At 65.9% G+C, this 21883-nt stretch carries 22 protein-coding genes; 16 read left to right on the top strand and 6 right to left on the bottom strand.

Going from position 1 to position 21883, the window contains the following annotated elements:
- Positions 1–68 precede the first annotated feature (68 nt).
- The 3 genes from AC5Y5W_RS15420 to AC5Y5W_RS15410 all read left to right on the top strand — a co-directional run bounded on the left by AC5Y5W_RS15420 (position 69) and on the right by AC5Y5W_RS15410 (position 5575).
- Positions 69–833, top strand: coding sequence for an SDR family NAD(P)-dependent oxidoreductase (locus AC5Y5W_RS15420; RefSeq protein WP_500011000.1), 765 nt, complete (start codon positions 69–71; stop codon positions 831–833).
- Entirely contained in the window at positions 830–2038 is a 1209-nt protein-coding gene (locus tag AC5Y5W_RS15415) for a zinc-dependent alcohol dehydrogenase (RefSeq protein WP_500010959.1), read from the top strand. Before AC5Y5W_RS15420 ends, AC5Y5W_RS15415 begins: the two co-directional genes overlap by 4 nt.
- 285 nt (positions 2039–2323) lie before the next feature.
- Complete coding sequence (locus tag AC5Y5W_RS15410) at positions 2324–5575, top strand: LuxR C-terminal-related transcriptional regulator (RefSeq protein ID WP_500010998.1); 3252 nt, start codon at positions 2324–2326, stop codon at positions 5573–5575.
- A gap of 11 nt (positions 5576–5586) precedes the next feature.
- Here AC5Y5W_RS15410 and AC5Y5W_RS15405 read toward each other — a convergent pair whose 3' ends face one another.
- The gene (locus AC5Y5W_RS15405) at positions 5587–5895 is read right to left on the bottom strand and encodes a hypothetical protein (RefSeq protein WP_500010957.1); all 309 of its coding nucleotides are present in this window, start codon (positions 5893–5895) and stop codon (positions 5587–5589) included.
- A 416-nt stretch (positions 5896–6311) separates the two neighbouring features.
- On the opposite strand from AC5Y5W_RS15405, the gene AC5Y5W_RS15400 reads away from it, so the two are divergent.
- The 4 genes from AC5Y5W_RS15400 to AC5Y5W_RS15385 all read left to right on the top strand — a co-directional run bounded on the left by AC5Y5W_RS15400 (position 6312) and on the right by AC5Y5W_RS15385 (position 7739).
- Positions 6312–6551 (top strand): ribbon-helix-helix protein, CopG family, encoded by a 240-nt coding sequence (locus AC5Y5W_RS15400; RefSeq protein WP_500010956.1) that lies wholly within the window; start codon positions 6312–6314, stop codon positions 6549–6551.
- Positions 6548–6979 (top strand): type II toxin-antitoxin system VapC family toxin, encoded by a 432-nt coding sequence (locus AC5Y5W_RS15395; RefSeq protein WP_500010954.1) that lies wholly within the window; start codon positions 6548–6550, stop codon positions 6977–6979. Before AC5Y5W_RS15400 ends, AC5Y5W_RS15395 begins: the two co-directional genes overlap by 4 nt.
- 146 nt (positions 6980–7125) lie before the next feature.
- A complete protein-coding gene (locus AC5Y5W_RS15390; RefSeq protein ID WP_500010952.1) occupies positions 7126–7365 on the top strand; it encodes a hypothetical protein in 240 nt (79 codons plus the stop codon).
- Positions 7350–7739, top strand: coding sequence for a type II toxin-antitoxin system VapC family toxin (locus AC5Y5W_RS15385; protein ID WP_500010950.1), 390 nt, complete (start codon positions 7350–7352; stop codon positions 7737–7739). The genes AC5Y5W_RS15390 and AC5Y5W_RS15385 overlap by 16 nt, the downstream gene beginning before the upstream one ends.
- Positions 7740–7743: 4 nt before the next feature.
- On the opposite strand, the gene AC5Y5W_RS15380 is transcribed toward AC5Y5W_RS15385, so the two are convergent.
- Positions 7744–8400 (bottom strand): L-fuculose-phosphate aldolase, encoded by a 657-nt coding sequence (locus AC5Y5W_RS15380; protein WP_500010948.1) that lies wholly within the window; start codon positions 8398–8400, stop codon positions 7744–7746.
- Complete coding sequence (locus AC5Y5W_RS15375; protein WP_500010946.1) at positions 8397–9377, bottom strand: NAD(P)-dependent oxidoreductase; 981 nt, start codon at positions 9375–9377, stop codon at positions 8397–8399. Before AC5Y5W_RS15375 ends, AC5Y5W_RS15380 begins: the two co-directional genes overlap by 4 nt.
- A gap of 21 nt (positions 9378–9398) precedes the next feature.
- On the opposite strand from AC5Y5W_RS15375, the gene AC5Y5W_RS15370 reads away from it, so the two are divergent.
- The gene (locus tag AC5Y5W_RS15370; protein ID WP_500010944.1) at positions 9399–10748 is read left to right on the top strand and encodes a xylulokinase; all 1350 of its coding nucleotides are present in this window, start codon (positions 9399–9401) and stop codon (positions 10746–10748) included.
- Here AC5Y5W_RS15370 and AC5Y5W_RS15365 read toward each other — a convergent pair.
- Positions 10732–11634 carry a class I SAM-dependent methyltransferase gene (locus tag AC5Y5W_RS15365; protein WP_500010942.1) on the bottom strand — a complete coding sequence of 301 codons (903 nt, stop codon included), beginning with the start codon at positions 11632–11634 and terminating at the stop codon, positions 10732–10734. The genes AC5Y5W_RS15370 and AC5Y5W_RS15365 overlap by 17 nt on opposite strands.
- A 208-nt stretch (positions 11635–11842) precedes the next feature.
- Here AC5Y5W_RS15365 and secY point away from each other — a divergent pair, with 208 nt between their 5' ends.
- From secY to AC5Y5W_RS15330, 7 genes are all read left to right on the top strand, one after another.
- Positions 11843–13168 carry a preprotein translocase subunit SecY gene (gene secY / locus AC5Y5W_RS15360; RefSeq protein WP_500010940.1) on the top strand — a complete coding sequence of 442 codons (1326 nt, stop codon included), beginning with the start codon at positions 11843–11845 and terminating at the stop codon, positions 13166–13168.
- Entirely contained in the window at positions 13165–13716 is a 552-nt protein-coding gene (locus AC5Y5W_RS15355) for an adenylate kinase (RefSeq protein WP_500010938.1), read from the top strand. Before secY ends, AC5Y5W_RS15355 begins: the two co-directional genes overlap by 4 nt.
- On the top strand, positions 13713–14513 hold the full coding sequence (map, locus tag AC5Y5W_RS15350; protein WP_500010997.1) for a type I methionyl aminopeptidase: 801 nt from the start codon (positions 13713–13715) through the stop codon (positions 14511–14513). Before AC5Y5W_RS15355 ends, map begins: the two co-directional genes overlap by 4 nt.
- A gap of 67 nt (positions 14514–14580) precedes the next feature.
- A complete protein-coding gene (locus tag AC5Y5W_RS15345; RefSeq protein WP_500010936.1) occupies positions 14581–15072 on the top strand; it encodes a sigma-70 family RNA polymerase sigma factor in 492 nt (163 codons plus the stop codon).
- Positions 15069–16670 carry a carotenoid oxygenase family protein gene (locus AC5Y5W_RS15340; RefSeq protein ID WP_500010934.1) on the top strand — a complete coding sequence of 534 codons (1602 nt, stop codon included), beginning with the start codon at positions 15069–15071 and terminating at the stop codon, positions 16668–16670. The genes AC5Y5W_RS15345 and AC5Y5W_RS15340 overlap by 4 nt, the downstream gene beginning before the upstream one ends.
- Positions 16671–16798: 128 nt before the next feature.
- Positions 16799–17293 (top strand): sigma-70 family RNA polymerase sigma factor, encoded by a 495-nt coding sequence (locus AC5Y5W_RS15335; protein ID WP_500010995.1) that lies wholly within the window; start codon positions 16799–16801, stop codon positions 17291–17293.
- Positions 17294–17358: 65 nt separating this feature from the next.
- A complete protein-coding gene (locus tag AC5Y5W_RS15330) occupies positions 17359–18033 on the top strand; it encodes an anti-sigma factor family protein (protein ID WP_500010993.1) in 675 nt (224 codons plus the stop codon).
- A gap of 10 nt (positions 18034–18043) precedes the next feature.
- On the opposite strand, the gene AC5Y5W_RS15325 is transcribed toward AC5Y5W_RS15330, so the two are convergent.
- Both AC5Y5W_RS15325 and AC5Y5W_RS15320 read right to left on the bottom strand, forming a co-directional pair.
- Positions 18044–19345, bottom strand: coding sequence for an FAD-binding oxidoreductase (locus AC5Y5W_RS15325; protein ID WP_500010991.1), 1302 nt, complete (start codon positions 19343–19345; stop codon positions 18044–18046).
- Positions 19346–19378: 33 nt separating this feature from the next.
- Positions 19379–20551 carry a flavin-containing monooxygenase gene (locus AC5Y5W_RS15320; protein WP_500010932.1) on the bottom strand — a complete coding sequence of 391 codons (1173 nt, stop codon included), beginning with the start codon at positions 20549–20551 and terminating at the stop codon, positions 19379–19381.
- Between the two features lie 134 nt (positions 20552–20685).
- Between AC5Y5W_RS15320 and AC5Y5W_RS15315 the strand changes: the two genes are divergently transcribed.
- Positions 20686–21882 carry an FAD-dependent oxidoreductase gene (locus tag AC5Y5W_RS15315; protein WP_500010930.1) on the top strand — a complete coding sequence of 399 codons (1197 nt, stop codon included), beginning with the start codon at positions 20686–20688 and terminating at the stop codon, positions 21880–21882.
- Position 21883: the final 1 nt, after the last annotated feature.

Below are 21883 nucleotides of genomic sequence, written 5' to 3'. Positions count from 1 at the left end.
GCACGTATCTTGCGGTTTTCCGTGTCATAACTGGCCACTCGCGCCACGCTTCGGGTATGGCCTATTCGGTGGCAGGCAAGCGGGTGCTGATTACCGGTGCATCGTCGGGCGTGGGCGCGGCGCTGGCCCGACAGCTCGCTGCCGGCGGCGCGGTTGTCGGACTGCTCGCCCGTCGGCGCGACCGGTTGGAAGCGGTGCTGGCCGGGTGCCGGCGAAGTTCGCCGGCTTCACAGATGTGGGTCGCCGACCTGGCCGACAACGCCGCCATCGATCCGCTGGTCGTTGCGGCATGGGAGGGCCTCGGTGGCATCGATGTGTTGGTCAACAACGCGGCGATCCCGAAGCGCCGGGCGGTCAGCGAGTTGGGACCGGCTGCGGTGGAGGCGGTCATGGGGGTCAACTTCTTCGCGCCGATGCGGCTTGCGCTGGCGGTGCTGCCGCGGATGCTGGCCCGTGGTGACGGCGTCATCGTCAACGTGGCCAGCATGGGTGGACGCCTGGGAATCGTCCACGAGGCCGCCTACTGCGCGAGCAAGTTCGCGCTGTGCGGCTGGAGCGAGGTGATGGCCATCGACCTGCACGGCACCGGCGTCTCGGTGAAGCTGATCGAGCCCGGGCCAGTCGATACCGAGATCTGGGACCGGCCCGACAACGATGATCCGCTCTACGACGGGCCCAAGGCGCCGGCCGAGGAGGTGGCGGCCGGCATCATCGCGGCGCTGGGCAGCGACCGGTTCGAGCATTACCTGCCCGATATGAAGGTCGTCGTCGACGCCAAGAACGCCGATGTGGACGCCTATATCGCCGGTGCGGCCACGATGGCGCGACGATGAGGGCACTGGTTTTCGGAGTGCCACCGGAGCCCGGGTTCGACGACGCCCTCGCCCACAGTCCGGTCGCGCTGCGTGAGGTACCGAAACCCCGCTTGCTGCACGACGATTGGGTGATCACCAAGCCGCGGCTGACCGGCATCTGCGGATCGGATTCCAAGCAGATCCTATTGGATTTCGGTGAAGGCGACGCCGACAACGCCATGTCGGCGTTTTGCTCGTTTCCGCAAGTGATGGGTCACGAGGTGGTGGCCGATGTGCTGACGGTGGGTCCGACGGCCCGCGGCCTGGAGGTCGGCCAGCGGGTGGTGCTCAATCCGTGGCTGTCCTGCGGGCCGCGCGGCGTCGAGCCCCGGTGCCCGGCTTGTGAAAACGGCGATTACAGCCTGTGCTGGAGCTTTTGCGACGGCGACATCAAACCCGGTATCCATACGGGGGTGTCGGCCGATGTGACCGGTGGCTATGCCGAGTCGATGGCCGCTCACGATTCAATGTTGTTTATCGTTCCTGAGTCGGTGCCCGATGAGCTGGCCGTGTTCGCCGACCCGTTTTCGGTTTCACTGCATGCGATTACCCGCAATCCGCCGCCACGGTCGGGCCGGGTTCTGGTGTACGGCGCGGGTTCGTTGGGGTTGTGTGCGGTCGCGGTCTTGCGAGCGCTCTATCCGGATGTGGCGGTCGCGGTGGTGGCGCGCTTCGCTGCCCAGGCCGCATTGGCCCGCCGGCTCGGCGCCGATCTCGTATTGGCCCACGAACCACGCCTGGCGGTGATCGAGGAACTGGTGTCCTGGGGTGGTGGCCGGCTACGGCAACCGCTGCAAGGTTTACCGATGGCCCACCCCGGTGCCGTCGACATCGTTTACGACACCGTCGGTAAGCCGGAAACGTTCGAAGTGGGGGTCAGGGTACTGCGGGCGCGCGGCACGTTGGTGCAGGCCGGTGTCCACGCGCCGGGTCGGTGGGAGTGGAGTCCGTTGTACTTCAAGGAGATCACCTGGGTGGGTTCCAATGCCTTCGGCGTGGAGGAAGTGCACGGCGTGCGCAAGCACGCGATCGACCACTACCTTGATTTGGTCGTCGACGGCGCAATTGACCTGCGTCCCATGTTGACTCACACCTTTGCGTTGGAGCGGTGGCGCGACGCCTTTCTCGCGATTGCCAACCAGGGCGACAGCGACGCCGTCAAGGTGGCGTTTGATCAGCGGTGACGTGCGCTCGAGCCCGGTCGATCTGACCGAGCGCGTATGCCCCGTCGCACCCTCGATATCGGTGAACAGGAAGGTGACGACGCCAGGCCTGTCGTGCCAGCACAGGGCGCATGTTCGCGATGGAGGCAGCCTGCTCCCGGTGCGGCGTACATATAGCGGGCTCAGCGATCCACGGTGTACGTGATTTCACTGATGTTTTCGGCCTGCAGCGTCCACATGCTGGCTAGCATGAGTCAACCTGATCCGTGCACGGATACGCCGCTGTTGAACTGGAGCGACTTGGGTGTGAGCGAGTTGCTGCCGACCGGAACGGTGACATTGCTACTGGCCGATGTCGAGGGTTCAACGCGGCTGTGGGAAACCCAATCCGAGGAGATGACTGCAGCCGTCGCACGCCTGGACCGCGCAGTGGCGGATTTGGTTACCGCTCATGGTGGGGTGCGCCCGGTCGAACAAGGCGAGGGCGACAGCTTTGTGGTCGCATTCGCCCGCGCCAGCGACGCGGTTTCTTGTGCGTTGGAATTGCAACGGGCGCCTTTGGCGCCGATCCGGTTGCGCATCGGAGTGCATACCGGCGAGGTGCAGCTGCGCGACGAAAGCAACTATATCGGCCCGACGATCAATCGGACCGCAAGGCTGCGAGATTTGGCGCACGGTGGCCAGACCGTGGTGTCGGGCACCACCGAAGACCTTGTCGTAGACATACTTCCCACCGATGCGTGGCTGGTCGATCTTGGCCGTCATGAACTGCGCGGCGTTTCCCGTCCGGAGCGGGTAGTCCAGTTATGTCATCCCGATCTGCGCAATGAGTTTCCACCGCTGCGCACAGAGGTCGGCATCTCCCAATATCTTCCAGCGGCCCTGACGAGTTTCGTTGGACGGCAAGAGGAAGCGAAGAATCTTCGCGAGGTCTTGGCCGCTAGCCGTCTCGTCACGTTGACCGGGGCCGGCGGGGTGGGCAAGACGCGGCTGGCCGTGCATATTGCCGCCGAGCTAGCGGGCGGGTTCGACGACGGAGTGCGGTATGTCGATCTGGCACCGATCACGATTCCCGACGTGGTCCCCGTCGCGGTGGCGCGCACACTGGGATTACCCGACCGCCCGGGCTGTTCGACGATGGAAACGCTGCTGAGGTTTGTTCGTGAGCGTCACCTGCTGCTGGTGCTCGACAACTGTGAACACCTGCTCGACGCCAGTGCAACGTTGGCTGTGGCGATACTGGAAGCGGCCTCGCGAATCACGTTGCTTGCGACGAGTCGTGAACCGCTCGGCGTGGCCGGCGAGGCGACTTGGCAAGTGCCGTCGCTGTCTCTTACCGACGAGGCTATCGAATTGTTCGCCGACCGGGCCCGTCTGGCCCGCGCCGACTTCACCATCGCCGAGGACAATGCCGCCGTGGTGACCGAAATTTGCCGTCGCCTCGACGGGATGCCGCTGGCGATAGAGCTCGCGGCGGCACGGGTGCGGGCGTTGTCACTGACCGAAATCGTTGACAGCCTGCATGACCGCTTCCGCTTACTAACCGGTGGTTCCCGCACCGCGGTGCGCCGCCAGCAGACATTGCGAGCCTCAGTTGATTGGTCGCACGCATTGCTGACCGACACCGAACGGATCCTGTTCCGTCGGGTGGCCGTATTCCTGGGCGGCTTCGACCTTGACGCCGCCCAAGCGGTCGCCGGCGCCGGCGAGATCGAGCGCTACCAGGTGTTGGACCAGCTCACTCTGCTCGTCGAGAAATCGCTTGTCGTCGCCGAAAACACCGGTGGCCGAACGCGATATCGGTTGCTGGAGACCGTGCGCCAGTATGCGCTTGAGAAGCTGGGTGAGTCTGGTGAAGCCGATGCCGTGCGTTCACGTCATCGCGACTATTACACAGCGATGACGGTGATGCTGGACGCGCCAGCGCGGACCGACTATGAGGATCGCGGGGTGCAGGCAGAAGTTGAGATGGATAACCTGCGAGCCGCATTCGGGTGGTGCTTGGAAAACTCTGAGACGGAGCAGGCTCTGACGCTTGCATCGTCGCTGCAGCCGTTTTGGATCTCGCGCGGGCGCGTCCGCGAGGGGCGGTCGTGGTTCGATACTGCACTCGCGAACGAAAGCGCGAATCAGCTCGGGTTAACGGCTCCAGTGCGGGTGCGGAGCCTGGCTGACAAGGCCGTTCTTGGGCTGTTGTCGGGCGCCTCCGACTCGAAGGCGCTGGCTGAAGAAGCCTTGGCGCTCGCGCGGGAAGGCGATGACCCGACGTTGCTCGCGCGGGCGTTGACCGCTTGCGGCTACACCGCCGCCTATACGGCCGAGGCGGCGGCGCCGTACTTCGCCGAAGCAGCCAACCTCGCCCGAGAGTCGGGCGACTATTGGAGGCTCAGCCAGACCCTGACCTGGCAGGCGAACGGCCCGATCATGACGGGTGAGCCAGCTGCGGCGCGTGCCGCCGCCGAGGCAGCACGAGACCTGGCCGACGCGATGGGTGACCGATTCGGTTCGCGCAACGGCCGCGTATGCCTGGGTTGGGCGCAGCTATACCAGGGTGATCTGGTCGATGCTGTCGCGCAATTCCGTGCCTTGGCCGCGGATTGCGAAGCGGCTCACGACCCCCTCATTCGGTCGAACGCTCTCGCGGGCGTCGGTTTCGCACTCGCATGGCAGGGCGAGACGTATGCAGCACGCACGGCCGCAGAGGCGGGCATCGAGGTCGCCTCCGAGCTCAGCGGAATCTTCGCGGGCGTCGGCTACGGTGCGCTGACCGCCGCGGCTCTGGCCGCCGGGGATGTCGAAGCGGCTCAGGCCGCGAGCGAGATGGCCTGGCAGCATTTGAATGCGATGCCCGGCACGGTTGTCGGGCTCCGCCCATACATCGTCCAAGCCGCACTGGCGGCGGGGGATTTGACTGGTGCCCGCCGAAAGGCGGACGACGCCATCACAACAACGACCGGTTGGCACCTGATGATGACGCTAACCGCCCGCGCCCGCATCGCGATTGCGCAGGATGATCTCGAAGACCCTGAACGCGATGCACATGAGGCGCTGGCCTGCGCCACCGACGTCGGGGCGTATCTGGGCGTGTCCGACACTTTGGAGTGCCTGGGTGCTGTAGCGAGCCAGCGCGACAGTCACCGCGAAGCGGCCCGGCTATTCGGCGCGGCGCATGGAATTCGCCAGCGTATGGGCGCCGTCCGCTTCAAGGTCTGGGACGCCGATTACGAGACATCGGTCGCCGCTCTGCGGGAAGCTCTGGGTGACACGGCATTTGATGCCGCCTGGGCTGAGGGTGCTGTGTTGTCCATTGAAGAAGCGATTACGTACGCGCAGCGCGGACGGGGCGAGCGCAAACGCCCGTCCAGCGGCTGGGCTTCGCTCACGCCAGCTGAGCGTGACGTCGTGCGCCTCGTGGGCGAAGGACGGGCCAACAAAGAAATTGCCACAAGGCTTTTCGTATCACCACGCACCGTGGAAACTCACCTCAGCCACGTCTATGCCAAATTGAGCCTCAGCTCCCGGGTGCAACTAGCGCAGGAAGCGGCTCGCCACAGCTGAGCCAAATCCGTTCACAGTCGCTGCATCTCGCGTCCCATGCAGGAGCGCTCGAGGAATCCGTAGCGCTTCGGGTAGCGCCGACGCGGTTGACGGCGAGACGGTGTCGAGACGAGCGACATCCGGCGCATCGCGGCGAGGACGATACCCCGCACCTCGGTCCGCCAACGAATAGTGTTCGGCCGCACCGGTATCGCTGCCGCGGTGCCGAAGACAACCTCGTGCTCGCTGATGAGGACCGGCGCCTGGGTAGTCGTGCCGGGGTGTTGCTTGGGGGCCGCGGTGCCGGTGACCACCGCAGCGTTGCCGTTAACGATGTTCATGACAGGTCCTTCCGCTTTCCTCTGGATGCTTCGACTATGCGACTTGGTCGGACGAAGTCCATCGGTGGTTGCGCGTAAATCTGCAGACGGGGGTCGTAGATTTGCGCGACGGCTACGGTGGTCATCCGCGTTTCCGCTGAGAGGCGGCCGGCCTAGTGCGCTGCTCAGTGTCGCCTTGAGGCACGCGGAACCGTGGGTCGCATCTCGCTCGATCAATCGCGATGGTCATGGCAGTCTCCCGAAGGGCGTCGGTGAAGCACCGTCGCCCCACAAAGTCTTGGCGCCGGAGCCACGCACCACACGCGTAGCGGACTACCTGTATTTGGGGCGGCTGGGGTCGTAGATCGCCCGCCCAGCTTGATGCACCACGCGAAAAACCAGTCGATCGCGCGCTGGAGATACATTACAGTTAATGTATGAAGACCATCACGGTCAATGTAAGCGAGCCGGTCTATGAGGACTTCCAGCGTGCTTCGAAACGCCTTGGCCGTCCCACCTCGGAGTTGATTCGCGAAGCCATGGAAGAGTACCGGCGCGAACGCCTTCGCCCGCGTAACGATCTGCGCGACTTTCGGCCGCGCTCGCTCGGCGCGGTGCTCAAGCCGTTGGCAGCCGAGGACGACCTACTGTCGGAGATGCTCGGGTCCGAATCGTGATCGGCGTCGACACGAGCTTCCTGGTCGGTTTGACTGCCGAAGAACATCCCTCGCACCGCACGTGTTGGGCACTATTCGATGGCGAGATTGTCGGCAAACCGGCGTCGATGGCCATTACGGCGCAGGTGCTGACCGAGTTCTGTCACGTCATCACCGACGAACGACGGTTCGAGCGACCACTCCACATGACTGCGGCGCTGGACCTATGCGAGCAGTGGTGGCATGCGCAAGAGTCGCGCGTGGTGGTCGCCGACGCCGAAGTGGGCGCGGTCTGGTTGGTGTGGATGCGTGAGCTGAGATTAGGAAGGAAACGGCTGCTCGACACTATGCTCGCCGCAACTTATTACCGGGCCGGCGTTCGCCGCCTTGCGTCGACCAATTGGCGGGACTTCGCCGGTTACGGAGTCTTCGAGTTGGAGCGTCTGTAGGCCAGCCTGCCCACGAGTCCTGACGCGCTGATACGCGCGGTCCACCCACGTCTACGCAGCTACGGCCAGCAAAGAGCGGAACCGGATGGTCCAAGAAACAGCCCGCCGCTCCTGATCATCCTATCTGCATGCGTTAACATGCATGCATGCGGACGACGGTGGAGATTACCGATCAGCAGCATCGCGCGCTGAGTGCGATTGCTCAGCGTCGCGGGGTCCGCGGTTTCTCGGCGCTCGTCCAGGAGGCGCTGGATGCGTACTTGGGAAGTCTGAACACCGACGAGACAGACCTGCTGTTGGGACTCGAAGGCACGCTCACGGACTCTGAGACACGCGAGGTGCAGTCGCGCATCAATGACGTAAGGGCTAGATGGCGGGCCTCGTAATTGTCGACACCGATCTCGTAGTCGATTTTCTTCGTGGCAAGGGGCCCGGAGTACCGCTGGTGCGCGAGTTGATCGCCGACCACCGCCTTCGGGTGACCGCGGTAACCGCGTTCGAACTGCGCGTCGGTATCGATTTCTTCGCTCGCCGCGATGACATTCTCCGCCTGGTACGTTCACGGGCTTTTCCGCTGGATCCGATTAGCGCATTACGCGCAGGGGATGTGGCCGCAACGCTGCGGGCGGCCGGCCAAGATATCGGCATGGCGGATTGTTTGCAGGCGGGTATTTGCTTGAACTTCGAGTTGCCCTTCGCGACTCGCAACCGCAAGGACTTCGATCGGGTGGCCGGCTTGCGCTTGTTCGACGTCGCCTAACCGGCTACATCGGATTGGCGCGCAGATAGCTGTAAATCCCGGCAAATCCGGCATTGACGTCCTCTGGGATGGGCACCGGCCCGCCGAGAGCTCGTGCACCCCAGACGATTTGGGCGGTGCGCTCAACCAGCGCGGTGACGTGCAGCGCCTTGTCCGGCCGCGGTGCGACGGCCACCATGCCGTGGTTGGCGATCAGCGCCGCCGCGCGGCCCTCCAAAGCCTTGACCGCGTTGGCGCCGACGTCGGGTGTTCCGGAGGCGGCGTACTCGGTGCAGCGGATATCCCCACCGCAGTACACCGCGAACTCGTCGATGCAGGCCGGAATCGATTGATGCGCAACGGCGAACATGGTCGCCCACACCGGATGGCTGTGGATCACGCTGCCGATGTCGTCAAAAGCCTTGAAACAAGCCAGGTGCAGCTGCATTTCCGTCGACGGCGATCGACCGTCGGCGGCCTGCAGCACGCTGCCCTCCGGATCTACCAGCACCAGATCCTCGAGCCTCATCTCGGCGTAGTCGACCGATGACGGGGTGATGACCAGGTTGCCGTCCTTCCGTCGCGCCGAGATGTTGCCCGCCGTTCCTTCGACCAGGCCGCGCCGCAGCATGTCTTTGGCGGCTGCAAGCACCGCGGCTTCCGGGTTGTCGACGGACCTCATGGTCCCAGCACCTCCGGGTTGACGATATGCACCGGCCTCCGACCGGACAGCAGCGCTTCCAGGTCGTCGGCGACCATCTGCGCCTGTCGCGCTTCAGTGTTCCACGTCGCGCCGCCGATATGGGGGGTGAGCACCACATTCGGCAAGCTCACCAGCGGGTGATCGGTCGGCAGCCATTCGCCGACGAAGTGGTCCAGTCCGGCGGCCCCGACCTTGCCGCTGCGCAGCGCCTCGACGAGAGCATCGGTGTCATGCAACTGGGCCCGCGCGGTGTTGAGGAACACCACGCCGTCCCGCATCGCGGCGAACTGCTCGGCGCCGATCAGCCCGGTGGTGTCGTCGGTGACTGGCGCGTGCAGCGAGACGATATCGGCCTCGGCGAGTAGCTCGTCGAGGCTGTGGCGGGCATCGTCGTTGTACGGGTCGTACGCGATCACCCGCATGCCCAATCCGGTCAGCCGCCATTGCACCGCGCGGCCGACCGCTCCGAGGCCGACCAGCCCGGCCGTCAGACCCGCGACTTCGGCCGCCCGGAATCGCTGATACGGAATCACGCCGTCGCGGAACACTTCTCCGGCCCGCACGTCGGCATCGGCGGCCAGCACATGCCGGGTGGCAGCGAACAGCAGCGCCACCGTCATCTCGGCGACCGCGTCGGCGTTGCGGCCCGGCGTGTTGAGCACCGGAATGCCGGCCGCGGTGGCGCCGGCGATGTCGACGTTGTTCGGGTCGCCGCGGGTGGAGGCGATCGCCTGCAAACCAAGCTCGAACACCGGCCCGCTAACTGAATCGCTTTCCACCACAACAATATCGGCGCTCTCAGCAGAAATCCGGTCGGCCAGTTGCTCGGGGGTGTAAATCCGCAGTGGCCGCTGGTCGATCCACGGGTCGTAGACCACGTCGACCAGCCGCCGCAACTTGTCGAGCCCATCGCCACGCAGTGGAGCCGTCACCAAAGCACGCGTCACGACTGCCAATGCTGGCGTACGGTGACGCCCGTGTCACGCGCAGAGGTCACAATCGGCATCGACATCGGCAGCACCGCCGTCAAAGCCGTCGCCGCCGACGAGAACGGCCGGGTGACTGCGCGGGCACGTATCCCGCACCAGCTTCGCGTGCCCGCCCCCGACCGGCTGGAGCACGACGCCGACGCAGCGTGGCGAGTAGGCCCGCTGGCCGCGGTGGACCAACTGGCCCGCCATGACGCCCGCGCGATGGCCGTCTCGGCGATGGTGCCGTCGCTGACCGCGGTCGATGCGGCCGGCCGGCCGATCACGCCCGGCCTGCTCTACGGCGACAGCCGTGGCCGCGTCCCGGTCACCGATACGTCGTTCCCGCCGGCAGGGGAGACGGCCGAGTTCCTGCGCTGGACGGCGGCCCAGGCGCCCAAGGCCGCCGGGTACTGGCCCGCGCCGGCGGTGGCCAACCATGCGCTGGCCGGCGACGCAGTTGTCGATTTCGCCACGGCCTACACGACCCTTCCGCTGTTCGACGGCACCGGCTGGAACGAGCGGGCATGCGCGGAATGTGGTGCCGGCGCCACCCGCATGCCGCGGGTGGACGCCCCGGGCGCGGCGGCGGCGCAGGTGCCCGACACCGGCGCTGTGCTGGCGGTTGGGGCCATCGACGCACTGTGCGAGCAGCTGGTGGCCGGCGCCGACCACGACGGCGACGTGCTGGTGCTGTGTGGCACGACGCTGATCGTGTGGACGACGATTCCCGAGTGGCGGCAGGTGCCAGGTTTGTGGACGATTCCGCACACCGCGACCGGGAAGAGCCAGATCGGCGGCCCAAGCAACGTCGGCGGGCTGTTCCTGAACTGGGTGGATCGCATCCTGGGACCCGGTGACCCGAAAACCGCTGAGCCGCGGCGAGTTCCGGTGTGGTCACCGTATGTACGTGGCGAACGCACGCCCTACCATGATCCGGACCGCCGCGCGGTGCTCGACGGGCTGGATCTCACCCACGACGCCGCGGCGCTGCGACGGGCCGCCTACGAGGCGTCCGGCTTCGTCGTCCGCCAGCTCGTCGAACGCAGCGGTGCCCCGGCCTCGCGCATCGTGGCAGCCGGCGGCGGCACCCGCGTGCTGCCCTGGATGCAGGCCATCGCAGACGCCACCGGCCTGCCGGTGCAGGTCTCGGCGGTCGCCGAGGGCGCGGCGCTGGGAGCGGCTTTCCTGGCCCGGCTGGCCGTCGGCCTGGAATCGTCGATGACCGACGCCGCGCGATGGGCCAGCACCGAATGTGTCGTCGACCCCGATCCGGCATGGACGAGTGCCACCGAGGAGCGCTACCACCGATTTCTAGAGCTGGCCGACCGCCCGTCGACGCCTACCGAACGGCAGTGACCGCGAGGGTGTTTTGGGTGGGTATCGGCGTGTCCGGCAATTCGAGGCCGGCGTCGGTGAACAGGTCGGCGCGACTGCGCGTCGACACCTGCCACCCGCGTTCGGTCAGGTAATCGGTCACCGGGTTGCGTTCGCCGCGGTACACCAGCGTGGACAGGTCGACGTCGAAACCGTGTTTGCCCCACCGCTCGGTCATCGCTTTCGCACGCTCGTCGAGCATCGGTGGACCGTCGGGGTGGTATTCGGTGGCCAGCCGACTGCCCGGCGCGCTGAGCGCGGTCACGGTGTCGAACAGCCGGTCCTGCGCTTCCGGCGGCAGGTACAACAGCAGACCTTCGGCGCTCCAGGCGGTGGGCTTGCTCTCGTCGAACCCGTTGCGGCGCAACGCTGCCGGCCAGTCTTCCCGCAGATCGATGGGCACAGTTCGGCGCTCGGCGGTGGGGCGGGCACCCAGATTGGCCAACGTCGACGTTTTGAACTCGACCACCTCGGGCTGGTCGATCTCATAGACGACGGTGCCGTCGGACCAGGTCAGCCGGTAGGCACGCGAGTCCAGACCGGCGGCCAAAATGACAGCCTGCTGAATTCCTGCGGCGCTGGCGTCGGTGAAGAAGTCGTCGAAAAAGCGGGTGCGCACCGCCATCACATGGGTGAGCCGCTGCACATTGAACTCCGCGTCTTCGTCGGAGCCGGGAACCTCGATCTCACCGTCGAGCAGCCGGGCGAAGAAGTCGACGCCCACCGCCCGCACCAGCGGGTCGGCGAACGGGTCATCGATCAACGGCTCGGGCTCTCTGCTGGCCAATGCGCGGGCCGCGGCGACCATCGTCGCCGTCGCACCCACGCTCGACGCCAGATCCCAGCTGTCACTTTCGCTGCGTGTCACACGAACCCCTCAATACTTAGCCAAGTTAATGAGCCACTGAAACTGTACGCCTGCGTGCGGGCGTTCGCTGCCTGCGCTGTTACTCTCGTAGACTGCTTGACGCGCATATTCTGGCCTGCGGGTCGGCGCGTAATACAGGACAACCCGTTGCTGGCCAGACCAGCCCATTGGCATGCCGCGACCAGAGCCCGGCTGCGCAGGAGGAAGAGTGCTTTCGGCTTTCATCTCATCGCTGCGAACAGTCGACCTGAGACGGAAGATCCTGTTCACGATCGGCGTCATCATTCTCTACCGGGTCGGCGCGTCGCTGCCGTCGCCCGGCGTGAACTACCCGAACGTGCAGAAGTGCATTGCCCAGGTCAGCGGCGGGGAAGCCGCACAAATCTACTCACTGATCAACCTGTTTTCCGGCGGCGCGCTGTTGCAGTTGACGGTGTTCGCAGTCGGGGTGATGCCCTACATCACCGCGAGCATCATCGTGCAGCTGCTCACCGTGGTCATCCCGCGGTTCGAGGAACTGCGCAAGGAAGGCCAGTCCGGCCAGGCCAAGATGACGCAGTACACCCGCTATCTGGCGATCGCGTTGGCCGTCCTGCAGGCCACCAGCATCGTGGCGCTGGCCGCCAATGGCGGGCTGCTGCAGGGCTGCAGCCTGGACATCATCGACGACCAGAGCATCTTCACCCTGGTCGTCATCGTGCTGGTGATGACCGGCGGCGCGGCGTTGGTGATGTGGATGGGCGAGGTGGTCACCGAACGCGGTATCGGCAACGGCATGTCGCTGCTGATCTTCGTCGGCATCGCCGCCCGGATTCCAGCCGAGGGCAAATCGATCCTGGACAGCCGTGGCGGGGTGATCTTCACGGCAGTGTGCGTGGCCGCACTGATCATCATCGTCGGCGTGGTGTTCGTCGAGCAGGGCCAGCGCCGCATCCCGGTGCAATACGCCAAGCGCATGGTGGGCCGGCGGATGTACGGCGGCACGTCGACGTATCTGCCGCTGAAGGTCAACCAGGCCGGCGTCATCCCGGTCATCTTCGCGTCGTCGCTGATCTACATCCCGCATCTGATCACCCAGCTGATCCGCAGCGGCACCGGAGGCGCGGGAAACAGCTGGTGGGACAAGTTCGTCGGCAACTACCTCACCGACCCGGCCAGCCCGGTCTACATCGCCATCTACTTCGGGCTGATCATCTTCTTCACCTACTTCTACGTGTCGATCACCTTCAACCCCGACGAACGTGCCGACGAGATGAAGAAGTTCGGCGGCTTCATTCCCGGTATCCGACCCGGCCGGCCGACCGCTGACTACCTGCGCTTTGTGCTGAGCCGCATCACACTGCCGGGTTCGATCTACCTCGGTGTGATCTCGGTGCTGCCGAACCTGTTCCTGGAGATCGGCAATACCGGACAGGTACAGAACCTGCCGTTCGGCGGCACCGCGGTGCTGATCATGATCGGCGTCGGTTTGGACACCGTCAAACAGATCGAGAGCCAGCTCATGCAGCGCAACTACGAAGGGTTCCTGAAGTGAGAGTGGTTTTGCTCGGACCGCCCGGGGCGGGCAAGGGCACCCAGGCCGTCAAGCTGGCCGACAAATTTGGGGTTCCGCAGATCTCCACCGGCGACCTGTTCCGCGGCAATATCAGCGCGGGCACCAAACTCGGCTTGGAAGCCAAGCGCTACCTCGACGCCGGCGACTTGGTGCCCTCTGAGCTGACCAACGCGCTGGTCGAAGACCGGATCGACCAGCCCGACGCGGCCTCCGGGTTCATCTTGGACGGCTACCCCCGGTCGGTGGAGCAGGCCAGGGCGCTGCACGAGATGCTCGAACGGCGAGGAGCCCCGCTCGATGCGGTACTGGAATTCCGGGTGTCCGAAGAGGTGCTGCTCGAGCGCCTCGAGGGGCGCGGCCGCGCCGACGACACCGAGGAAATCATCCATAACCGGATGAAGGTCTACCGCGACGAGACGGCGCCCTTGCTGGAGTACTACCAGCATGAGCACGAACTGAAAACCGTCGACGCCGTCGGCACTGTCGACGAAGTGTTCGCCCGAGCCTTGCAGGCGCTGGGCAAATAACCGTGATCGGCGGACTGCGAAGTCGCAAGGTCGTGCCGCAGCGCAGCTCCGGTGAACTCGACGCGATGGCCGCCGCGGGCGCCGTCGTGGCTGCCGCGCTGGGCGCAGTGCGGGAGGCCGCCGCACCCGGGGTGTCGACGCTGAACCTCGACGAGATCGCCGAATCGGTGATCCGCGACGCCGGCGGCACGCCGTCGTTTCTGGGCTATCACGGGTACCCGGCATCGATCTGCTCGTCGGTCAACGATCGGGTGGTGCACGGCATCCCATCCGCCACCGAGACCCTGGCCGCCGGCGACCTGGTGTCCATCGACTGCGGCGCCATCCTGGACGGTTGGCACGGCGACGCGGCGATCACCTTGGGCGTCGGGCAGCTCATCCCCGCCGACGAATTGCTGTCCCAGGCGACCAGGGAGTCGATGCAGGCCGGAATCGCGTCCATGGTTGTCGGCAATCGGCTCACCGACGTCTCGCACGCCATCGAAAGCGCCACCCGCGCCGCCGAAGCGCGTTACGGGCGCGCGTTCGGCATCGTCGAGGGCTACGGCGGTCACGGCATCGGTCGGCAGATGCACATGGACCCTTTCCTGCCCAACGAAGGCGCCCCGGGACGCGGACCGCTGCTGGCTGTCGGATCGGTACTGGCCATCGAGCCGATGCTCACACTGGGGACCCGTAAAACCAAAGTGCTTGACGACGAGTGGACGGTCACTACCGCCGACGGCTCGCGTGCTGCACACTGGGAGCACACGGTCGCGGTCACCGAGGACGGGCCCCGCATCCTGACCCTCGGCTAACCGGGACCGGTGCACCGGGTGTGAACCGAATAAGGTCCGCACTCGTGTCACCACCGGAAGGTTGTCGATGGACACTCCGGAAACCGGCCCGGTGCGGCTGCCCTATGCGGAGCACGCCGCGGCTTTGTGGCGCTACGCGTTCCGGCTGACCGGTGACCAGACCCGCGCTCAAGACGTCGTGGACGAGGCCCTGTCACGCGCGCAGCAGCATCCCGGGGTTCTCGACGACGCCGAGCGGTCGGCGCGTGCCTGGCTGTTCAGCCAGGCCCGAAACATGGTCGGCGACGACCGGCGCAGCGCCGGGCTGATGCCATCGGACGGCTCGGGGGCGCTGCAACCGGCGCGCAACCCGGCGCTGGACCGCATGCTGGTCGGCGACGCGATGGCGGAATTGCCCATGGAGCATCGGGCAGTGCTTCGTCGCTCGTTCTACCAGGGGTTGACCACCGGAGAAATCGCCGACGACCTCGGGATTGCCGAGGGTACCGTGAAATTGCGGCTTCACCATGCTCTGCGAACCCTGCGACAAGCCCTGCTAGAAATGGGGGTGGCGCAATGACCGCCTTCGACTGCGCCGAATACTCCACCTGGGACGCCGCATATGCGCTGGGCTCGCTTAGCGGCGCCGATCGGCAGGAGTTCGAGCGGCACATGGGCAGTTGCCCATCATGCCGGGGGGCCGTCGCCGAATTGTCCGGCATGCCCGGTCTGCTAGCACTGCTCGACGGCAACCAGGTACTCGCGATCGAGACGGGCGATGTCCGGTGGGATATCCCGCCGCTGCCCGCGGCGCTGACAACGCCGGAGCGACGGTTGCAAGCCGTCCCAGATCGCGGGGTGCCGCCGGAAACGGTCTTTCCGGTCTTTCGCGCCGGCAACTACGCTCCCGTACATGACGAGCTGACCGCCTTCGATCTGCCGGTCGAGGGAGCCATTCCCGCCGGCTTGGACGGCTGGTATCTGCGCAACGGTCCGAACCCGCGGGTGGACGCCGGCCACTGGTGTGTCGGGGACGGCATGGTGCACGGTGTTCGGCTGGAAAACGGTCGGGCAGCGTGGTACCGCAACCGTTGGCTGCGCACCGAGAGTTTCGAAAATCCCCTCCCGCTGTACAACCCCGACGGCTCTCGGAACCTGCACTCGAGCGTCGCCAACACCCATGTTGTTCGCCATGCCGGCAAAACGCTTGCGCTGATGGAATTCTCGTTACCGTACGAGATCAGCAACGATCTCAAAACGTTGGGTGCCTACGACTTCGGCGGCAAGTTGGCCGATTCGATGACCGCCCACCCCAAGATCTGCCCCGTCACCGGCGAATTGCACTTCTTCGGATCCGGCAACATCCTGGAGCCGCATGTCACCTATCACCGCGCGGATGCCGACGGTCAGCTGGTTGTCAACCGCCCCATCGACGTTCCCGCGCTGACCCTGATGCACGACTTCGCACTGACCGCTGAGCACGTCGTGTTCATGGACCTGCCGCTGGTGTTCGACGCGCGCCTGGCGCTCGCCCAACAGGACGAATTGGACCTGCCCTACCGGTGGGACGACAACCACCCGGCTCGGCTCGGAGTGCTGCGCCGGGACGATCCCTACGGTCCGATGCGCTGGTTCGAGATTGAGCCGTGCTACGTGTTTCACATCGCGAATGCGTACGACAGCGCCAACACAATTGTGCTGGAGGTTGTCCGCTACCCCGAAATGTGGCGCGACACTAGCGAGTTCGGAATCGATGCGGCATTGTGGCGCTGGGCTCTTGATCTGGATAACGGGTCCGTCGCGGCGACCCAGCTCGACGACCGCGGGGTCGAGTTCCCACGCGTCGACGACCGGCTGGTCGGTGCGGCTGCTCGCTACTCGGTCGCGGTCGGCGGTGGCGCCCTGGTGCGCTATGACCTCGAACGTGACAGTGCCTCCGAACACCGGTTCGCCGCCGACGGCCAGCTTGGTGCACCCAGCGAGGCGGTGTTCGCACCGGCCACCGACCACACTGACGAATCGGCCGGCTGGTACCTGACGTACGTGTATGACCCGATACGCGACAGCAGCGACCTGGTCATCATCGATGCTTCCGACTTCGACGGCGAACCCGCTGCGCGCGTACAGCTGCCGCGCAGGGTCCCGCACGGGTTCCACGGCAACTGGCTGCCCGCCTGAGCGGCGCGTTACGACATCCGCGCCTTGAAGTGAACCGAAGCGCAGCCCGACACGTGTCGTTATCAGAGGGTTTGGGAGGTGATCGAGTGCCCGATATTGCTGGCAGATCGGCACCCGAAGCCGCCTTGATGAAGGCCCTTTACGACGAACACGCGGCGGCGTTGTGGCGATACGCGCTGCGGTTGTCCAGCGACCGGAACCGAGCCGAAGACGTTGTTCAGGAGACGCTGTTGCGGGCCTGGCAGCATCCCGAGGTGTTAGACGACACCGCCGGCACTCACCGGTCGGCGCGTGCGTGGCTGTTCACGGTCGCCCGCAACATGATTATCGATGAGAGCCGAAGCGCCCGATTCCGCAAGGAAGTTGGCTCGTTGGACACGGCTCCCGAGCGGGCAGGCCCGGATGACGTGTCCGCGGCGTTGGACCGGATGCTGATCGCTGACGCGATGGCGCAGTTGTCGCCGGAGCACCGCGCGGTGATTTACCGGTCGTATTACAAGGGTTGGACCACCGCGCAGATCGCCGCAGAGCTGGAGATTGCCGAAGGGACCGTGAAGTCGCGGCTGCACTACGCCGTTCGAGCGCTGCGGCTCACACTGCAAGAGTTGGGGGTGACACGATGACGGCGATACAACCGCCGGGAGCGCCCGGCGAAGGATCACCCGGCTACGGCAGCCATGAGTACGCGATGTGGGACGCGGCTTACGTGCTGGGGGCACTATCGGCCGCCGACCGGCGTGAGTTCGAGGCGCACATCAGCGGCTGCCCGTCATGTCGCGAAGCCGTCGGTGAATTGGGCGGCATACCCGCCTTGTTGTCACAACTCGATGGCGATCAAATGGCCGCGATCGCGTCGGATGACGACGCACCGGAGACACCGCAGCTGCGACCGGAAGTCCTGACATCGTTGCTGGCCGCGGTTCGCTGGCGGCGGCGCCGTTCGCGCGTGATGAGCTGGGCCGCTGCGGCTGCCGCCGCGGTCGTGCTGGCGATCGGTGTTTTTGTTGGGGTTGCGGGTCATTCCCCGACATCTTTGCCACCGCAGGCCAGCGTGTCGGCGCTACCGATGGCGCAGGTGGGGACGACCGCGCTGACCTCGACGGTGTCGGTCAGCAGCGAGCGCTGGGGGACCTTCATCGATCTGCAGTGTGTCTGCCTGGCACCGGTGAACGCCCGCCACGACAGGCTGGCGATGGTCGTGGTGGGTCGCGACGGCAGCCGCACCCAGTTGGCCACCTGGGTGGCCGAGCCCGGGCATACTGCGACGCCGGCCGGCAGCATCTCAACATCAGTTGACCAGATCGCCGCAGTGCAGGTGGTGTCTGCCGACAACGGCCAGGTGCTGCTGCAGCGCGCGCTGTGAGTTCCGGCGGCTACCGGCCGCCCATCCAGCTGTGGAATCGGCCATCTGGGTCGTAGATCGAGCGCACCTTATCCAGCCGTGCCAGGTTCGCGTCGGCGATGAATTTCGCCGGTCGCCGCGCGAGGTTCTCGTCGGCGAGTGCGATGCCGGTGGCCAAGTGCGTCATCGCCGCCATGTTGGAACTCGCCCAGTCGCCGTAGCGTTCGTCGTCGGCCGGATCCGGCCAGGCGGTGTAGAGCGCGAGGTAGATCTCGTCCTCCAGGCCGTAGACCATGTCCGCACGATCGGGGGACGGCTGCCATCCCGCGAAGACGAACTGCGACGGGTGCGGTGGCATCGTTTCGATGATCTTGCGGATACCCGGTAGCAGCTCTTCGGCGGACGCCGAAGTGAACATGCTGTCCGCGATATAGCGGTGGCCCGCTGGGTAATTGGTCATCACCGCGGCGTACCAATTGGCCAAGGTTGTGGGCGCATACGGCAGGTTGACGATCGACCGATCGGCGACCGGGCAACTGCCCAGCGGAGCAAGGGCTTTCATCGCCTCGTCCTCCGAATCGGCGAAGACCGGTGCGGCGATGGTGATGCCGGGGTGATCGAGGCCGGCGCCCGGAAAACCGCGGCAGGTGACCATTTGCAGTTCGACGCGATCGTCGAGCTCGGCACAGATCGAGCGTCCCCAGGTGAACACCTCGTCGGCAACATCGATGGGATACATGTACAGGCAAGTGCCCCAAACCGGCGGCCGCCGGTGAATGCGCAAGCTGAAGGAGGTGACCACGCCGAAAAAGCCTGGCCCCGAGCCGCGGGCGGCCCAATACAGGTCCGGGTGGTGCTCGGGATCGCAATAGATCTGCTCACCGTCGGCGGTGATCACCTCCAGCCCGAGCAGGCTCTCACATGCCGGTCCGACCACCTTGCTGTTCCAGCCGTAGCCGCCTTGCAGCAGAAAGCCACCGAGGCCGATGCCTTCGCAATGTCCGGCCGGGAAGAAAAGCCCCACGGCGTCGAGCCCGAGGGCGAAGTCGCTCGCGGCCTTGCCGGGTCCGACGCGCGCGACCATTGCATCCGCGTCGACGATGCAGTGATCGAGGCGACTGACATTCAGCAGCAGGCCGCCGTCGCGCACATGACTGGCCGTCCAGCTGCGCCCGCCCGAACATACGCCGACCTGGTGGCCGTTGGCACGCGCATAGCGGATCGCTTCGACCACGTCGTCGCTGTCATTGGCCAGCACGATCGCATCGGGAAAGCGTTCCGGCACTAAGCCGTTCCATACGGTGTCGCGGCGGGCTGGTTCATATCCGTCCATGCCGCGCAAGAAGATCTGCACCCGTGTTTCCTTTCACCGAGCTGCGGCAGCGCAATGTTCAGCGCGGCTGCTGAGGTAGGCCGCGACCTCGCCGGCGAGCGGCGTGGCGCCTCGACGGATCGCCCGCAGCGGACCGCTGGGCGGAATGCCATACCCGATGGCGAACAATCCGTCACCAAGGTGGCAGGCGAACCCGCCACGCGGGTCGCCTCGCCCGTCCAGGACCCCCAGGTGACCGACCAACGGCTCGAGGTCGGTGGAAAACCCAGTGGCGGCGATGATTACGTCCGGCGACAGCGACGTACCGTCCGCGAGGATCACGTCACCCGTTGCAATTCGCTGCACCGCAGCTACCACCGCAACGCGCCCGGCGCGCACGACATCGACCAGCTCGTCGGCCAGGGTGGGTATGCGCCCGGACAGCTCGACCGTCGCCTTCAGCCCAAGCGGGGGTTGGTGGAATCCGTAGCCCGACAGGTCACCAAACAGTAAGCGGTTGAGGCGTGCGATCAGCGGATCGATCATGCGCGCCGGGACCGGAGCGAACAGTTCCAGAAAGACATCTGACGGCAGACCGCCGATCGAACGGTGCACCAGGTGCGGCGGGGTTCGCACGGCAAGCCAGATTTTGCCGGCGCCGCCGCGGGCGAGCTGGACGGCGATGTCGGCGGCCGAGTTGCCGGCGCCGACTACCAGGACATCGCGCCCCCGGAACGGGCACGCGTTGCGGAAGTCGGCTGAGTGAACGAGTTCGCCGGTGAAGTCCGCGACGCCCGGCCACGGCGGAACCGTAGGTGTGCAGTACCGGCCAGTGGCGAGAACGGCGGCGGCTGCCCGGATTTCGCCCCGTGATGTGTCGAGCAGCCAACCGTCTGGAGTCCGGTCGATACGGTTGACCGCACACCCGAGCGCCGGCGTGATGTTTTGTGTTCGCACGTATCGGTCGAAGTAGCGGACCATGTCGTCCTTCGTCGGCCAACGACCTGCGCCCAGCGGGATCCGTTGCCCGGGAAGATGTGACAAGTAGCCGTTCGTGTTGAGGCGGAAGTTGTCGTAGCGTGCGTGCCAGGACGCCGCAGGCGTCGTCGCGCGGTCGATGACGAGAGCCTCGATCCGATGCCGATGACCAAGCTCACGAGCGACGGCGAGGCCTGCTGGCCCCGCACCGATGACAACGACGTCGTGAGTAGTGAACAACTGGCGCATGACCCCCTATCCACGGGCCCCCTGCGGTAACACGGTCTAGATCCGCGTGCGGTTCACCGGTGGACGGCCACTGGCCGCCGGCGCTGATTGAACTTCTTGTCGCCGTCAAGCGTGTTGGCAGTAGGAGGTGTGTGTTGACGGGCGAACCGCTTCGCGTTGTGGTTGTTGGTGGCGGTGTGGCCGGCGTTTCCATCGCCCGCGGGTTGTTGCGCGACGGGCATGATGTCACGCTCTTCGAGCGGCGGCCGCAACTGACGTCCGGTGGTGGCGCGGTGACCATCTGGTCCAATGGCGCGACGGTGCTGCGTCAGCTGGGCGTCGATATGGACGGGACCGGTCAGCTGTTGTCGGTGGTGCGGGTGTTGACATCCACTGGTCGCCCCTTGGCGACTTTGGACTTGACCGCGATCGAGGACCGGCTCGGGGCACCTGTCCGGATGGTGCCACGCCGGGTGCTGCTGGAACGGCTGCTGAAAGGGTTTCCGGCCGAACGCATCCGGTGTGACTCTCGCGCGGTCGCCGTGGTCAGGACAGCTGGCGGAGCGGTGGTCGAATTCGACGACGGCGGCCGTGCCGAAGCAGATGTGGTGATCGGCGCCGACGGCTTGCACTCGATGGTTCGAAAGACCCTGGGCGCGCCGCACGCGACACCCACCGGGTGGTGCAGCTGGCAGGGGCTGGTCACCCTTACCGACATACCCGACAAACACGCCGCGCTGATGATGATCGGCGAACACGGCAACCTCGGACTGTGGCCGGCCGGCGGGTGCGATCTGCAGTGGTGGTTCGACCTGCCGTGGTCGCCGGGCTTCGTCCGACCGGGTCGCCCTATCGAGGAAATCCGCTCGCACTTCAGCGGGTGGTCCGAATTGGTCGACCGCGTCCTGGAGACCCTGACCGATGCGGACCTCGCTCCGTCCCCGTTTCCGCATTATCGACACCCGATTCCGCGCCGCGGTGACGGCGCGGTGACGTTGCTCGGCGACGCCGCGCACACGATGCCGCCCACCCTGGCGCAGGGAACCAATCAGGCGCTGCTCGACACCATGGTGTTGTGCAAGGCCATCTCGGATTTCGGAAGCGGCGATCTGTGCGCCGCCTTGCGCTGGTATGAGAACACCAGGCGACCGAAGGTCAAGGCCGTGTCGTGGGTGACCACGCAGCAGGTGTCTCGCAGCGAGCCGATGCTGCGGCCGGCGGCGTTGATCTCCGACCGGGTCATGACCTGGGCGCTGACGACGTTTCTGGGTTGGGCAAGCCACCGTCGCATTGCCGCGCAGATCAGCAGAGAAGTCGCGGCCGCCAACCTGAGCGTCGAACTGTCGAGGTGAT

The organism is Mycobacterium sp. NGS51, from assembly GCF_059812525.1.
The sequence above is the reverse complement of the archived record's forward strand: the minus strand, read 5'-3'. Positions and strand labels throughout refer to the sequence as shown.

What these genes read in the sequence shown, in the direction of transcription:
- AC5Y5W_RS15385 (WP_500010950.1), top strand. Translation starts at nt 7,350, where the DNA reads ATGGCGGGCCTCGTAATTGTCGACACCGATCTCGTAGTCGATTTTCTT.
- AC5Y5W_RS15335 (WP_500010995.1), top strand. Translation starts at nt 16,799, where the DNA reads ATGAAGGCCCTTTACGACGAACACGCGGCGGCGTTGTGGCGATACGCG.
- AC5Y5W_RS15380 (WP_500010948.1), bottom strand. Translation starts at nt 8,400, where the DNA reads ATGAGGTCCGTCGACAACCCGGAAGCCGCGGTGCTTGCAGCCGCCAAA.
- AC5Y5W_RS15405 (WP_500010957.1), bottom strand. Translation starts at nt 5,895, where the DNA reads ATGAACATCGTTAACGGCAACGCTGCGGTGGTCACCGGCACCGCGGCC.
- AC5Y5W_RS15400 (WP_500010956.1), top strand. Translation starts at nt 6,312, where the DNA reads ATGAAGACCATCACGGTCAATGTAAGCGAGCCGGTCTATGAGGACTTC.
- AC5Y5W_RS15320 (WP_500010932.1), bottom strand. Translation starts at nt 20,551, where the DNA reads ATGCGCCAGTTGTTCACTACTCACGACGTCGTTGTCATCGGTGCGGGG.
- AC5Y5W_RS15415 (WP_500010959.1), top strand. Translation starts at nt 830, where the DNA reads ATGAGGGCACTGGTTTTCGGAGTGCCACCGGAGCCCGGGTTCGACGAC.
- AC5Y5W_RS15330 (WP_500010993.1), top strand. Translation starts at nt 17,359, where the DNA reads ATGTGGGACGCGGCTTACGTGCTGGGGGCACTATCGGCCGCCGACCGG.
- AC5Y5W_RS15390 (WP_500010952.1), top strand. Translation starts at nt 7,126, where the DNA reads ATGCGGACGACGGTGGAGATTACCGATCAGCAGCATCGCGCGCTGAGT.
- AC5Y5W_RS15325 (WP_500010991.1), bottom strand. Translation starts at nt 19,345, where the DNA reads ATGGACGGATATGAACCAGCCCGCCGCGACACCGTATGGAACGGCTTA.
- AC5Y5W_RS15340 (WP_500010934.1), top strand. Translation starts at nt 15,069, where the DNA reads ATGACCGCCTTCGACTGCGCCGAATACTCCACCTGGGACGCCGCATAT.
- AC5Y5W_RS15345 (WP_500010936.1), top strand. Translation starts at nt 14,581, where the DNA reads ATGGACACTCCGGAAACCGGCCCGGTGCGGCTGCCCTATGCGGAGCAC.